The sequence below is a fragment of the Ruegeria sp. HKCCA5763 genome, from assembly GCF_013034545.1.
In the GTDB taxonomy this organism is placed as follows: Bacteria; Pseudomonadota; Alphaproteobacteria; order Rhodobacterales; family Rhodobacteraceae; genus Ruegeria.
Window position 1 is genome coordinate 44,057 of record NZ_WQGF01000010.1, and the last position, 13,489, is coordinate 57,545.

Annotated in this window: 14 protein-coding genes, 1 other RNA gene and 1 riboswitch; of the genes, 9 read left to right on the top strand and 6 right to left on the bottom strand. The window is 57.7% G+C overall.

What is annotated here, in order from left to right; translation table 11 throughout:
* Nucleotides 1-155 precede the first annotated feature (155 nt).
* On the bottom strand, nucleotides 156-668 hold the full coding sequence (locus GOV89_RS16640) for a cytochrome c family protein (protein WP_171180413.1): 513 nt from the start codon (nucleotides 666-668) through the stop codon (nucleotides 156-158).
* Between the two features lie 120 nt (nucleotides 669-788).
* Here GOV89_RS16640 and GOV89_RS16645 point away from each other — a divergent pair, with 120 nt between their 5' ends.
* Nucleotides 789-1,622 carry a prephenate dehydratase gene (locus tag GOV89_RS16645; RefSeq protein ID WP_171180131.1) on the top strand — a complete coding sequence of 278 codons (834 nt, stop codon included), beginning with the start codon at nucleotides 789-791 and terminating at the stop codon, nucleotides 1,620-1,622.
* Nucleotides 1,623-1,777: 155 nt separating this feature from the next.
* Here the strand turns inward: GOV89_RS16645 and GOV89_RS16650 are convergent, their stop codons facing one another.
* Together GOV89_RS16650 and nudC are read right to left on the bottom strand one after the other, a co-directional pair.
* Nucleotides 1,778-2,245 carry an SRPBCC family protein gene (locus tag GOV89_RS16650; RefSeq protein ID WP_171180133.1) on the bottom strand — a complete coding sequence of 156 codons (468 nt, stop codon included), beginning with the start codon at nucleotides 2,243-2,245 and terminating at the stop codon, nucleotides 1,778-1,780.
* Between the two features lie 37 nt (nucleotides 2,246-2,282).
* A complete protein-coding gene (gene nudC / locus GOV89_RS16655) occupies nucleotides 2,283-3,266 on the bottom strand; it encodes an NAD(+) diphosphatase (RefSeq protein ID WP_171180135.1) in 984 nt (327 codons plus the stop codon).
* Nucleotides 3,267-3,464: 198 nt separating this feature from the next.
* Here nudC and GOV89_RS16660 point away from each other — a divergent pair, with 198 nt between their 5' ends.
* The 3 genes from GOV89_RS16660 to rsgA all read left to right on the top strand — a co-directional run bounded on the left by GOV89_RS16660 (nucleotide 3,465) and on the right by rsgA (nucleotide 6,643).
* Nucleotides 3,465-5,318 (top strand): bifunctional 2',3'-cyclic-nucleotide 2'-phosphodiesterase/3'-nucleotidase, encoded by a 1,854-nt coding sequence (locus GOV89_RS16660; protein WP_245222934.1) that lies wholly within the window; start codon nucleotides 3,465-3,467, stop codon nucleotides 5,316-5,318.
* Nucleotides 5,319-5,357: 39 nt separating this feature from the next.
* Nucleotides 5,358-5,456, top strand: an RNA gene (ffs, locus tag GOV89_RS16665) — signal recognition particle sRNA small type.
* Between the two features lie 158 nt (nucleotides 5,457-5,614).
* Nucleotides 5,615-6,643 (top strand): ribosome small subunit-dependent GTPase A, encoded by a 1,029-nt coding sequence (gene rsgA, locus GOV89_RS16670; RefSeq protein WP_171236034.1) that lies wholly within the window; start codon nucleotides 5,615-5,617, stop codon nucleotides 6,641-6,643.
* Nucleotides 6,644-6,679: 36 nt separating this feature from the next.
* Here rsgA and GOV89_RS16675 read toward each other — a convergent pair whose 3' ends face one another.
* Nucleotides 6,680-7,537: a hypothetical protein gene (locus GOV89_RS16675; RefSeq protein ID WP_171180139.1), complete on the bottom strand. Its 858-nt coding sequence runs from the start codon at nucleotides 7,535-7,537 to the stop codon at nucleotides 6,680-6,682.
* A gap of 132 nt (nucleotides 7,538-7,669) precedes the next feature.
* Nucleotides 7,670-7,892, top strand: a riboswitch (cobalamin riboswitch).
* A 90-nt stretch (nucleotides 7,893-7,982) separates the two neighbouring features.
* On the opposite strand from GOV89_RS16675, the gene GOV89_RS16680 reads away from it, so the two are divergent.
* The gene (locus tag GOV89_RS16680) at nucleotides 7,983-8,390 is read left to right on the top strand and encodes a hypothetical protein (RefSeq protein WP_171180140.1); all 408 of its coding nucleotides are present in this window, start codon (nucleotides 7,983-7,985) and stop codon (nucleotides 8,388-8,390) included.
* A 2-nt stretch (nucleotides 8,391-8,392) separates the two neighbouring features.
* Here the strand turns inward: GOV89_RS16680 and GOV89_RS16685 are convergent, their stop codons facing one another.
* Complete coding sequence (locus GOV89_RS16685) at nucleotides 8,393-8,893, bottom strand: protein-tyrosine phosphatase family protein (protein ID WP_171180143.1); 501 nt, start codon at nucleotides 8,891-8,893, stop codon at nucleotides 8,393-8,395.
* A 172-nt stretch (nucleotides 8,894-9,065) separates the two neighbouring features.
* Between GOV89_RS16685 and GOV89_RS16690 the strand changes: the two genes are divergently transcribed.
* The 4 genes from GOV89_RS16690 to recR all read left to right on the top strand — a co-directional run bounded on the left by GOV89_RS16690 (nucleotide 9,066) and on the right by recR (nucleotide 12,882).
* On the top strand, nucleotides 9,066-10,829 hold the full coding sequence (locus tag GOV89_RS16690) for a DNA polymerase III subunit gamma/tau (protein WP_171238673.1): 1,764 nt from the start codon (nucleotides 9,066-9,068) through the stop codon (nucleotides 10,827-10,829).
* A gap of 87 nt (nucleotides 10,830-10,916) precedes the next feature.
* Nucleotides 10,917-11,786 (top strand): TauD/TfdA family dioxygenase, encoded by an 870-nt coding sequence (locus tag GOV89_RS16695; protein ID WP_171180146.1) that lies wholly within the window; start codon nucleotides 10,917-10,919, stop codon nucleotides 11,784-11,786.
* A gap of 87 nt (nucleotides 11,787-11,873) precedes the next feature.
* Entirely contained in the window at nucleotides 11,874-12,227 is a 354-nt protein-coding gene (locus GOV89_RS16700; protein ID WP_171180148.1) for a YbaB/EbfC family nucleoid-associated protein, read from the top strand.
* A 61-nt stretch (nucleotides 12,228-12,288) separates the two neighbouring features.
* Nucleotides 12,289-12,882 carry a recombination mediator RecR gene (gene recR / locus GOV89_RS16705; RefSeq protein WP_171180150.1) on the top strand — a complete coding sequence of 198 codons (594 nt, stop codon included), beginning with the start codon at nucleotides 12,289-12,291 and terminating at the stop codon, nucleotides 12,880-12,882.
* A 69-nt stretch (nucleotides 12,883-12,951) separates the two neighbouring features.
* Here the strand turns inward: recR and GOV89_RS16710 are convergent, their stop codons facing one another.
* On the bottom strand, nucleotides 12,952-13,449 hold the full coding sequence (locus tag GOV89_RS16710; RefSeq protein ID WP_171238674.1) for a lactoylglutathione lyase family protein: 498 nt from the start codon (nucleotides 13,447-13,449) through the stop codon (nucleotides 12,952-12,954).
* Between the last annotated feature and the right edge of the window lie 40 nt (nucleotides 13,450-13,489).

Below are 13,489 nucleotides of genomic sequence, written 5' to 3' on the forward strand. Positions count from 1 at the left end.
GGTCATTGTCATCATCAATGTCGTAACCGCTAGCTAAAGTGCCAACGCTGACAGATTCAAGTTTAGAATGCGTGAGCGCTTTGTGAAGTTTCCTTCAGACAAAAAAAGCCGCTGCATGGGGCAGCGGCTTTGGAAAGCTTTGATCTGACTGGCAATCAGTTGCCGATTGTCTGCAGATAGGCAATCACGTCTGCGCGATCCTGCGGCTTTTTCAGACCCGCAAAGCTCATCGATGTGCCCGAGATGTAGGCGCTTGGGCGTTCCAGGAAGGCATCCAGCGCCTCAGGCGTCCAGTTGCCGCCGTGGGCCTGCATGCTGGCCGAGTAACCTGTAAAGCCCTTGGCCGATGCAACAGGGCGGTCCACAACAGCGTACAGGTATGGGCCCGTTCCGTTTGCGCCGTCTTCCAGCTTGTGGCACGCGGTGCACTTGCGGAAAACCTTGGCACCTTTCTCAACGTCAGCGGCGGCCAGCAGGTCTTCGAAGACCACTTCTTCACCGTCGGCGCTTTCGCCCGAGCTTTCGGTTTCGATAATGTAGGCGGCCTCAGCGTGGCCATGGCCACCGGAAGAATAGAGGACATCCGCCCCCCATTTGGCCAGAAGCAGCACCAGGAAAGTGCCGAACAGGCCTGCAGCGGCCTTGGTAACTGTCATCGTGTCGAACATTGATCGCGAGTCCATTTCAGCTGTCTGGGCTGCTGTCTAAGGCTTCCCCTTACGAGAGGCAAGGTATAGACACCGCGACGAAACGACCAAATCGCGAACTTGTTGCATGGAATCGACCAAATGACCAATCGCATCGCATTTCAAGGTGAACCGGGCGCCTATAGTCACGAGGCGTGCCGCAACGCGCGGCCCGATATGGAGGCCCTGCCCTGCCGTACTTTCGAAGATGTGATCGAATCGGTTCGTTCCGGCGCGGCCGATCTGGCGATGCTTCCGGTCGAAAACACAACCTACGGACGGGTCGCCGATATTCACCGGCTGTTGCCTCATAGCGGCTTGCATATCATCGGCGAGGCATTTGTGCGGGTACATATCAACTTGTTGGGCGTCCCCGGCGCAAAACTGGAAGATATCACCGAGGCACATTCTCATCTGGTGCTGCTGCCGCAATGCGCGGGGTTCCTGAAAAAGCACGACATTCGCGGGCGTGTCAGCCCCGACAACGCCCGCGCGGCACGCGAAGTGGCTGAGGTGGGCGACCTCCACTCTGCAGCGCTGGCCAGCGAATTGGCTGGTGAGATCTACAACCTGAATGTGCTGGCCCGCCACATCGAGGACAGTGACGACAACACGACCCGTTTCCTTGTGATGTCCCGCCAGTTCGATCTGACACGTCGCGGCGAACATGGCATGATCACCAGCTTTGTGTTTCAGGTCCGCAATATCCCGGCGGCGCTTTACAAGGCGATGGGCGGCTTTGCTACCAACGGGATCAACATGACCAAGCTGGAAAGCTATATGGTCGACGGATCCTTCACCGCGACACAGTTCTATGCAGATATCGTCGGGCATCCCGACGACCGGAATGTGCAACTGGCCATGGACGAGTTAGAGCATTTCACGACCAACGTTGAAATACTGGGCGTTTACCCAGCCGCGCAACCGCGCGGATAGGTAACAATTCCTTCGATTGGGCAAATTTGGATTGGCGCAGGTTGCTGCGCCCAGCCTCCTTGCAAGCGATCATCACGCTAGCGCTTGTGGCCGTTCAACTCGACAACCTGCCTCTTTTGCTCAATCGCACAATGTAACAGCGCAACAGCGTTTTGTTATGCGCCATGCAGATGGCGCTGCTCCAACTCGCGTGCAAATTCACTCAGCCGGGATTGCAGCTGTTTGCGAAACCGGGATTGGCCCAACTTTACAGATTGCAACAACAGGCGTGCAGGCAAGGTTTTGGCCACCAGTGACATCTCGAGGCTCAGGCGCGTTCTGCGCGGTGACAGGGCCAGAAAATCCACACTTGTCAGGCCGGTCATGCCCTTGCTGTTGGCCTCGAAACGCATTTGCGAAGGCCGGTCGTAGCCCGCCATGATCACCGACATCTGGCGCAACTTGCCGCGCAGCTTGAACTCTGTCTGCCATTCAGTTCCCGCAGCAAAGATCGCCTCGGCATCTGAGCGCCTTACGTCGATCCCCCGGCGCATGGCCATGCGTTCGAACCGCTCGAAATCCGACACCATGTCGAATACCGCGTTGATTGGGGCTTCGATATCCTCACGGGCTGAAAACTGCATGATACCCTTCGATGTTTATGGCCGCGCCAATATTTCGTCAGTCCAGCGTATCCGCAAGCCAGTTCTCAAGAAGAAAATGTGCGATTGCACCTTTGCGAGCGGGCAACAGAGTTGGATGGTCCCCGGCAAAGGCCTGCATCATCTCGGATTTGCTCACCCACATCGCCTCTTCGATCTCGACGGGATCAATAGCGATGTCACACGATAGTGCCTCACCCGCGCAGCCGAACATCAACGAAGCCGGGAATGGCCAGGGCTGGCTGGACAGATAGGATACTTCCCCGACCGGCACGCCCGCCTCTTCCATTACCTCGCGGCGTACGGCAGCTTCCAAGGTTTCTCCGGGCTCGACAAAGCCGGCCAGCAACGAAAACATCCCCTCGGGCCAACCCGGAGACCGCCCCATCAGCACATTCTCCCCATATGTGATCAACATGATCACAACAGGGTCGGTACGTGGGAAGTGTTGCCCGCCACATGATGGACAACTGCGTTGCCAACCGCCTTGCGACATCTCACTGGCTGCACCGCAACGCGCACAAAACCGATGCGTTTCGTGCCAGCCGATCACTGCCTTAGCCGTCGCGGCCAGTTCCGCATCCCGCGCCGACAATCGCGTCATGATCCGGCGCAACTCGGCAAACACACACCCATACGGCAAATCCGGATGCTGCTGCTCAGATTTGTCTACGAACTCCCCTAGTCCGGTCAGGTCCAGACCTTCTGCCGTCCAGGCAGAGATATCCACGGCAAACAAAGGCGCATCTTCGGCGGTCAAACCCAAAAAGACCGGGGCCTCAACTATGCCTTCGGGGCCGTCACTGACCAACGGATGCGTCATCGGCAGCAAAACAAGCTGATCCAACCCATCACCTTCCACCAGAACTTTGCCGCGCCACACCATCATGCATTGCGTGGCCGGGTTGTTTGTCGCTTCTTCCAGAAGTTCAGCGCTCCCGCGAATATGGGCCGCCCGATCCAGGCCCGAGCCGCCAAACGTCACCTGCTCTGCGTGTTTCATTGGGTTTCCTTTTGGTTCGGGGCACAGGGCTGCCATGTCACAGCCTGCGTTGCAATGGCAATTCAATCCTTTGCGCTACACATCGCCGCCGTCGAAAAGCCGCATGACGGCCTCGGAAAAATCATTTAAGTTACGCTCTGTGCTATTTAATCAATAACCCTTTTCAAAAGCAGACTATCCGAAGTGAAGCAAAACCCATTGAAGCAGGTACGCCCCGCGAAAAACTACGGGCGTGTTCGCATTCTGGCAACGACTGACCTGCATATGCACCTGACAGGTTTTGACTATTACACAGACACCCAGGACCCGACGCTTGGGTTAACGCGCACCGCCAGCCTGATCCGAAACGCCCGTCAACAAGCCCATGACGCGTTGGTCCTTTTGGTGGACAACGGAGATTCTATTCAGGGTACACCTCTGGGCGAATGGGCTGTTCGTAACGACACACCGCATCCGATGATGCAGGCGTTCGCGGCGCTTGGTTACGACGCCATCGGCCTTGGAAACCATGATTTTGGCTTTGGGCTGCCAACCTTGGACGACATCCTCGCACAAGCGCCATGCCCGGTTTTGTGCAGCAACTTGCTTCGCTCGGGCGGCAATCAGATCTGGCATAGCCATGCAATCCTGGACCGAACCGTATCTGTGAACGGCACCGAGACACCCATTCGCATCGGCCTTATTTCTGGTCTTCCCCCCCAGACCGTCCGCTGGGAAGAACATCACCTGAACGGAGAGGTAACAGCCAGCGGTATCTTCTCAACCGCGCGCGACCTGACTGGGCTTCTGCGCAATCAAGGGTGTGATCTGATAGTGATGTTGGCCCATTCAGGCCTGGGTCCGGCGGATGCTTCTGAAGGCATGGAAAACGCCGTCATCCCCCTGGCAGCTATAGATGGAATCGACGCAATTGTCGCCGGGCACACTCACTTGACCTTTCCAGGCGGCGGCCACGGCGACGCCTCGTATCTCGATCAGGAAAAAGGGTTGATACATGAAACACCGGTTGTCATGGCCGGTTCCGCGGGGTCGTATCTTGGCGTAATCGATCTGGTTGTTACACCTCGGCCAGATGCCGGGTTCAGCGTTACGGATTGCCACGTTGAACTGCACCCTGTCTGTGAAAATGGCGCTGAGGTCGATGAAGACGATGACTTGGTGCGCCTTGTTGCCAATGCCCATCGTCAAACCCGTCGCGCAGTGGCCAAACCTGTGGCGCACGTGGCTGACACCATGCACAGCTATTTCAGCTTCTGCGCACCAGATCGCGGGCTGGCCCTGGTTGCCGCGGCACAGGCTGCAGCTCTGCGTCCTTTCCTGCATGGATCCGCCCCGGGCGAATTACCGCTTTTGTCAGTCGTGGCTCCCGGTAAAAGCGGCGGCCGCGCAGGCCCCAGGCACTTTACGGATGTTCCGGCAGGAGAAATATGCCTGCGCCATGTTGCGGATCTGTATCCGTTTCCCAACGAATTGCGTGCCATCCAGATCAGCGGCGCAGATGTGCTGGACTGGCTTGAAATGTCGGCAAGCATGTTCAACCAGCTTGCCTGTGATGTCGAAACGGATCTGATCAACCCCAAACGCGCCGGGTACAATTTCGACGTCATCTTTGGCCTGACCTATAAAATTGATCCGTCGCAACCAGCGCGCTTCAACGCCGAGGGGCGCATGATCGATCCTGCTAACAGACGGATTCGCGACCTGAAATACGCAGGCCAGCCGGTTCTTCCTGAACAGAGATTAGTGCTGGCCAGCAACAATTACCGCGTCAGCGGTGGTGGGCATTTCCCCGCCGCTTCCACGGCCCAACGCATCAATCTGCCGTCGCTGGACATCAAGGATTTGGTGCGGGATTACCTGTCCGATCGCCTTCCGCCTGATCCAATCGCGCAGCAACCTTATCCTTTTGTGCTGGCACCCCAAACAGGTACACAATCCGTGCTTCGAACCGGTCCGGGTGCGTTAAAACACATTAACGAATTGCGCCCGTTCAAAGCCAGACTGCTGGAATCAGATTCCAATGGGTTCGAACGTATTCGCCTGACATTCTGACGGGTTGTCTTTTGCCCACACCTTCCCTATATCCAGACTCGAGAGGTTGGCGCGGGCGAGCGCCTCGCCAACCTGGTCAGGTCCGGAAGGAAGCAGCCACAACGAGCCCCGCTTGGGTCGATGTCCAACCTCTCACTTCATGAACCTTAGCCACAGGAGGGCTTTATGATTGTAACAAAAACCCTTCGGGCAGCGCGGTTCTGATCTCACACTACTTGCTGACTGCCTGAACACATGACCCGGGGATGCGCGATCGCCATCCGTTGGGATTGCTGTTTCTGACAACAGGCAGACCAATGAATTCTTCACTTTCGGACCTTGGATGGTCCTCTCACTTTGCCGCGCAACACGCGGCTCATCCTTCGTGCACGCCTTTTCGCATCGCTTCCGTTCATAGGGACCGCCTGATCGGGCTGAATCCGCAGGGCGAATCTCCATTGCTGACCCTTGATCAATCGACCGGCAGCTATGCCGTCGGAGACTGGGTTCTCACGGACGACGACAATCGCGTGCAACATCTACTCGACCGGCGCAGCCTGTTGCACCGGCGCGCCGCCGGTACAGGCGCTGCGACGCAACTGATCGCTGCCAATGTCGATGTGCTGTTCATCGTCAGTTCGTGCAACGCTGATTTCAACCTGCCCCGGCTAGAGCGTTATCTGGCACTTGCACATCAGGCAGGATGTTACCCGGTTGTTGTCCTGACAAAGGCTGACCAATCGGATGACCCCAATCGTTTCTCGGAACAGGTGCAGGCTCTGGACCCGTTTCTGACAGTTCTGGCGATCAACGCGCTAGACCTAACGGAATTGGAAAAGGTCTTATCCTGGTGCCCCAAAGGCCAGACCGGAGCACTGGTTGGGTCGTCAGGCGTTGGCAAGACGACATTGTCCAACGGCTTGACCGATCAGGATTTGGCGACGTCAGGTATTCGCGAGAACGACGCTCGCGGTCGGCACACAACCACGGCGCGCGCGTTACACCGGATGCGCAACGGCGGCTGGCTGATTGATACGCCTGGAATGCGCGCATTGCGTCTGCTTGAAGCTCAGGACGGTATCGACGAGGTGTTCTCGGACCTCGCCGAACTTGGCCTGAACTGCCGTTTTTCAGATTGTCAGCACGAATCCGAACCAGGCTGTGCTGTACAGCGGGCGATCAAACAAGGCGTGCTTGACCCTGCCCGCTTGGATCGATGGCGAAAGCTTCGGCGCGAAGATCAGCGCAACTCGGAAACCGTCGCCCAATCCCGGGCACGGGACAAAGCGTTCGGTAAGATGGTGCGGGGTGTCATGAAGGATCGAAAACTGCATAAAGGGCGTTAAGCGAAAAATACTCGGTAATTCAAAAGTCGAGCCTGATCACGCGATCAGGCTCGGCCAAACTGCCGCATTACGCCGAGCAAAAGCTCCGATATGGCCAATCTCTGACAATCCGAAGTCATCAGACCTAAGCAGGTGCCGCTTAGCCTCGGCGCCATAAAGGTCGGCAAGCCGCCAGACAGCTTCGGGCGGGACCATCTGGTCGTCCTCGAAAGTGAACAAATCCACGGGTCTACCGGAGCCGTCCCAACGCGCCTCAGGAAGGTTTTGTCCGATTTCAGGTACATAATTCAAAGGAGCCGTGCACCATTCGCGCCATTGCCAGTAGACCGAGCCCGGCAAGTCCGCACCAAACCCGATCGCATTTCCCGGCAGATAGCCAAGTGCTTTGACCAGTACCGGTGCGTGTCCATACCAGAAAACACCGGCCAATCCACGGTAAGGCCATGGGTGATCACTGAGGGTTACGAGCCCCGAACACACGCAAATCATCCGATCGATTTGGTCGATGTCGGGCTGAACAGGCCCCAGCATCGCACCAACGGAATGACCAATGGTCCATTGCTGCGCATCAGGATAACGCCTGCGCATTTCCGCCCGCGCCGCTGGCATGTCGATCAAAGCCCAATCCGCCATTGTTGCACGCGCATCCTTCATACGGCCGGTCAGAGAATGCCCGAAATCCCGGTAGTCATAGGTCAGACACGCCATACCCCGCTCGGCCGCTAGCCACTGTGCGAAGTGGCGATAATAGTCGCGCGGCACACCCGTTGCACTATTCAGCACAACCACGGTTTCAGGCTCTGACAGCGGTCGGTACAACCGTGCTGCAAGGGTCGTGGACCCGGATGGGAAAAGGAAATCTTCAGCCAACACCGTCTGCTCTGCGTCCAACATGATCCCTGACCCTGCACTGAAAAACTGAATTGCTTGGCTTCAATATTTTAAACACTAAAGAGGAACGTTCCCCCCATCCAGCATGACCACACGTCGGGGTAAAAGATCAGCTTGACTCGGAACCGGATCAGACGCTAGCGATTGTGTGATGGTTCCTGTCCCCCACAAGGGGTCGGGATGAAAAGGGAACACGGTGCGGTTCAGTCTGGTCATCCGGGCGCAAACCAAATCCGCGACTGCCCCCGCAACTGTAAGCGGTGAGCGATGCCAAAACACCACTGGCCCCTAGGGCTGGGAAGGTCGGCAAAGCCATGACCCGCAAGTCAGGAGACCTGCCATCGGAACTGAAACCGAAACTCGGGCGGGGTGTCCGGGCAGGTCCTGACAGCACGTTGCCGTCCCACCTGACCCAACTCTCCTGCCCACCACGCGCGGAGGGCGCAGGATGATCTGGAAGACGAAGACGCATGAATACAGTGCAACGGTGTGTCAGCGGACGGGCAAAACCTGCCCTGCCCTGGCGCGGCTGGCACGCTCAATTTCCGAGGCGATGAAGCAGGCCACAGCCGCCACAAGCGACGGGTTCGAGTTTGAAGGTGGCAGTGAATTGTCACATTGCACGCAAGGATGCCACGCAACTTTCCGAGCGCAATCAGACAGAATTCGCATCTTTTGCGATACACAGCCTGAAGCAGAGCCGCAGGACCTGAACGCTTACGCCGATCTGATCTTTGGAAACACGTTCAGCGCCTTGCCATCCGGCATCATTACAGACCCACCCTGCGCGATGATCGAGGTTGCAAAGCTGCGGCCTCGCAAACCCGTGCACGCGCCTGAACAGATTTCGGCCTAAGACTATACGACTTGAGCCTGAAAATTCTGTGCTGCCCAGGCCAATTGGGCGTCTGTTTCCACGGCACAAGGACGCAGCGCCCGCAAACGCTCCAGGGCTTTGTCTGGCTGTTCGCCGCATTCGACCATCAGCCGCAGAACAACCATTCCCGACCTGCCGCAGCCGCCCCGACAATGCACCAGTACCCGCCCTCCACCCGTCAAAGCATGCCGGGCGGCCGCGCTGATCGAGGGCCACGCCTCTTCAACTGCAGGCGTAGGGGCGCCAAAGTCTTCGATCGGCAGATGCACCCACCGGCTGGCGCGGCTTTGGATATCGCTGCCGAATTCCTGCGCCCCGTTTTGGAGCATCTCGACGTCCGTTGTCATTGAAACAACCAGCCCCGGCTTCCATGCGGCAATCGTATCCAGATCCCTTTCATAATCCCCGCCCCGTCCGGGCATCGATGTCAGGGCAAGTGTACCCCCCGCGACTTGCAGGGCATAGATAACCAGTTGCGACATAAACCAGTGTCCTCCACCAAGAACTCTTAACGAAAATGCACCATAAATTTTGTTGGACCAGCTTAGTGCGAATCCGGTCAGAATCTAAATCAAAAATCATCGCGCCTCGCAGTGGACGCGGAAGGCAGCGACCACTACGCTGAGCCGAAGCACCGAATCCGACCGAGAAAACATGACCGACACGCCCAGCCCCGCCTATCAGGTTCTCGCCCGCAAATATCGCCCGGAAACCTTTGCCGATCTGGTGGGTCAGGATGCCATGGTGCGCACCCTGAAAAACGCGTTCGAAGCGGACCGGATTGCGCAGGCTTTCATCATGACCGGCATTCGCGGCACCGGAAAAACCACCACCGCACGGATCATCGCCAAGGGTATGAACTGTATCGGGCCCGACGGTAATGGCGGCCCGACGACCGAACCTTGCGGCCAATGCGAACACTGCGTGGCGATCATGGAAGGCCGCCACGTCGATGTGATGGAGATGGACGCCGCCAGCCGAACTGGCGTGAACGATATTCGCGAGATTATCGACAGTGTCCGCTATCGCGCCGCCAGCGCGCGTTACAAGATATACATCATCGATGAGGTCCACATGCTTTCGACCAGCGCTTTCAACGCGCTGCTCAAGACGCTTGAGGAACCGCCCGAGCATGTGAAGTTCATCTTTGCAACCACTGAAATCCGCAAGGTGCCGGTCACAGTTCTGTCCCGCTGCCAGCGCTTTGACCTGCGCCGGATCGAACCCGAGGATATGATCGGCCTTCTGCAAAAGATCGCGTCAGCGGAAGGCGCTGAGATCGCAGAAGATGCGCTGGCGCTGATCACGCGCTCCGCGGAAGGGTCTGCAAGGGATGCAACCTCGCTGCTGGACCAGGCGATATCGCACGGGGCGGGTGAAACCACTGCCGAACAGGTTCGCGCAATGCTGGGCCTTGCGGACCGTGGCCGCGTTCTGGACCTCATGGACATGATCCTGCGGGGCGACGCCGCAGGCGCACTGACAGAACTCAGCGGCCAATACGCAGAAGGTGCTGACCCATTGGCTGTCTTGCGCGATCTGGCTGAGATCACACATTGGGTGTCCGTCGTGAAGATCACGCCAGACGCCGCCGAAGACCCAACCGTTTCTCCGGACGAACGGAGCCGTGGCCAACACATGGCAGAGGCCCTGCCGATGCGCGTTCTGACCCGGATGTGGCAGATGTTGCTGAAAGCGCTCGAAGAAGTCTCGGCCGCGCCCAATGCCATGATGGCCGCTGAGATGGCCGTTATCCGCCTGACCCATGTTGCTGATCTGCCCAGCCCTGAAGAACTGGTCAAACGGCTGCAGGACGCCCCGCCGCCTCCGGCAGGTGGACCTAGCGGCGGCACCTTGATGTCTCGGCAGGGTGCAACACCCGCGCAGGCCAGCGCCACCCCCGCATCCACATACGCCTCGGCCCCACGTGGTTCAAGCGGCGCGCCGGTTGCCGCATTGGCACAGGATGCTCAGACGGCCCTGGCCCGGTACCCGACCTTTGAGCACGTGGTCGAACTGATCCGCGCCAACCGCGACGTGAAGCTTCTGGTTGAAGTGGAAAACGGCGTGCGACTTGTGTCTTATCAGCCCGGTCGGATCGAGTTCACCCCAGCCACGAATGCAACGACAGACCTTGCGCCCCGGCTGGGCTCTGCCCTGCAACGCTGGACCGGAAACCGGTGGGCTGTCTCGATCGTCTCGAACGGGGATACGCCGACAATTGCCGAAGTGCGAGATGAGGCCGAGCTGGCCTTGAAGGCCGAAGCTGAAAAGCATCCTCTGGTTCAGGCGGTGCTGGCGCAATTCCCCAAGGCAAAGATCACAAAGATCGAGACGCCGGAACAACGCGCCGCCCAGGTCGAGACCGAAGCGCTTCCTGAAGTTGAAGATGAGTGGGACCCGTTCGAAGAAGACTGACCCGAAAGCGCTCGATCCCGTGTCGCAAACGAAGCAGATCGACCCTTCAAACAGGTACACCCTTCCATGATGCCAGGGAGGGATTTCATGCGAACATCACCACTGCACCCACGTTTCGGATTGGTCGTTCACGACCTAGATTTGCGCGACGTTACCAAACAGCGTTACTTTCCGGAAATCCGGCGCGCATTCGAAACCCGCTCTGTGCTTTTGTTTCCGGCCCAATCGATATCTGATGCGGACCACATTCGCCTTGCCGAACTTTTTGGGCCATTGGAAAACCGTGAAGCCATGGCAGCGGGTCGCGATGTTGAGTTTCAGCTTCCCGAACTGACAAACAAAACCAAGGATGGGCTGCGTGCGAAAGACGATCTGCGTCTGTTGGATTTGCAGGCCAACATGTTGTGGCACACAGACAGCACGTTCCTGCCGACGCCGGCGCTGATCAATATTCTGACGGCAAAAGTCGTCCCGCCATCCGGCGGCGAAACCGAGATCGCATCGACCCGCGCCGCTTGGGCGCATATGCCAGATCGTCTGAAATCCGTTCTTAGGGACGCCATCATCTGGCACCGGTTGTCGCATTCCCGTTCAAAAATTTCAGCCGACCTCGCTGCGCTGCCAAAAATGACGCGATGGCCAGATCGCCCATGGCGCGCGATTTGGCCGAACCCGGTAACCGGAGAAGAAGCCCTGTTCATCGCCTCGCACGCCTTTGCCATCGAAGGCATGGGGCATGAACAAAGTCAGTCCCTACTGGACGAAGCCATCGCGTTTTGCACGCAGCCCGAATACGTCTATTCGCACCATTGGTCCGTCGGCGATGTATTGATCTGGGACGAGCGCGCAACAATGCATCGCGGTCGTCCCTGGGACTACGACCATCCAAGAACCCTGAAATCGATCTGCTGCTCGGTTACCGAGACAGACGGCTTGCACGACGTCCGCGTGGTTTGAAAGACCTCTCCGACCGGCGGGACAACCCTTGTGCCGCGCTTCGACGGGCCGTATCTAGAGACCAAACAGAGACACAGGAGAATACCTATGCTGAAAGGACTCGGCGGGCTTGGCGGTCTGGGCGACATGGCCAAGATGATGAAATCCGCGCAGGACTTGCAAACAAAGATGACCGAAATGCAGGAAGAGCTGAACAACATGATGGTTGTCGGTGAATCCGGGGCTGGTCTGGTCAAGGCGACGGCGACCGCCAAAGGCGAGCTCAAAGGTCTGGACATCGACCCGTCGATATTCAACGGTGACGACAAGGAAGTGGTCGAAGACCTGATTTTGGCTGCCATCAAGGACGCGCAGACCAAAGCTGCCGAGCGCTCTCAGGCTGAAATGGCCAAGCTGACCGAAAGCATGGGCCTGCCCGCAGACATCAAGCTGCCGTTCTGATTTTCATCATTTCACAATTGGATTCGCCGGAGCTTCCCTCCGGCGATACGCAGGACAGACCGTGAGTTCGAACAGCGACATCGACAATCTGATCGACCTGATGGCCAAACTGCCCGGCCTTGGCCCCCGCTCGGCCCGCCGCGCGGTGTTGCACCTGATTCGAAAACGCGCCCTGCTGCTGACGCCCCTTTCAGACGCGATGCAGCAGGTCGCAATCACCGCTCGGGAATGCCTGAATTGCGGCAATGTGGGCACCACCGATATCTGTGACATCTGCAACAGCGAGGACCGCGCAACCGGAGAGCTGTGCGTCGTCGAAGACGTGGCCGACCTCTGGGCGATGGAACGCGCTGGCGTGTTCAAGGGCCGCTATCACGTTCTGGGCGGCACGCTGTCGGCGCTGGACGGAGTTGGCCCGGACGAATTGCGCATCCCGCGCCTGAAGGATCGGGTTCTGGCCGAAGGGATCACAGAGGTTATCCTTGCGCTCAACGCCACCGTCGATGGCCAAACCACAGCCCACTACATCGCCGATCAGTTGGAGGGGCAGGTCCGCCTGACCTCACTGGCTCAGGGCGTGCCGATTGGCGGAGAGCTGGATTATCTGGATGACGGGACAATCACCGCGGCACTCAGGGCGCGAAAGGAAATATAGCGGGTCGTGTTGGACCAGCGCGACAACTGCATTCTCGCCCTAACGCTTATCAAAGCATGCTCGCAGGCTTCAGGTGTAAGCACCAGACGAGTAGGTCAGCTCATACGAGTGGCTGTAGAGTTCGAATACGATACCAAATGGGTCTTCAACATAGACCATGCGGTATGGCTTTTCTCCGGGATAATAGTGCCGGATCGGCATCCGCTGTTTTCCACCGGCTTGCACAATCTTTTCGACCAGACCTTCGACGTCAGGGTCCTGAATGCAAAAGTGAAACGTTCCATTTCTGCGGAAATCGATGTTGTTTTCGGGCGCGTAATTCCCGTCAAACTCAAAAAGCTCAATCCCGATGCGATCCGCAGTCGCCAGATGTGCGATACGTAGTTTTTTCCAATCCGGACCAAAAACATCCGTGCACATGACGCCAATATCCGAGTCATCCTCGACCACATCCGTGGGCGTCATGATGACGTAAAACCCTAGGACCTCGGAGTAGAATTTTACAGCCTCATCCACATTTGGAACCGACAATCCGATATGTGAAATGGTTCTTGGAAATTGAGACATGGAACGCTCCTGAATCTGTTTCGGCATAAAACTATGGGTC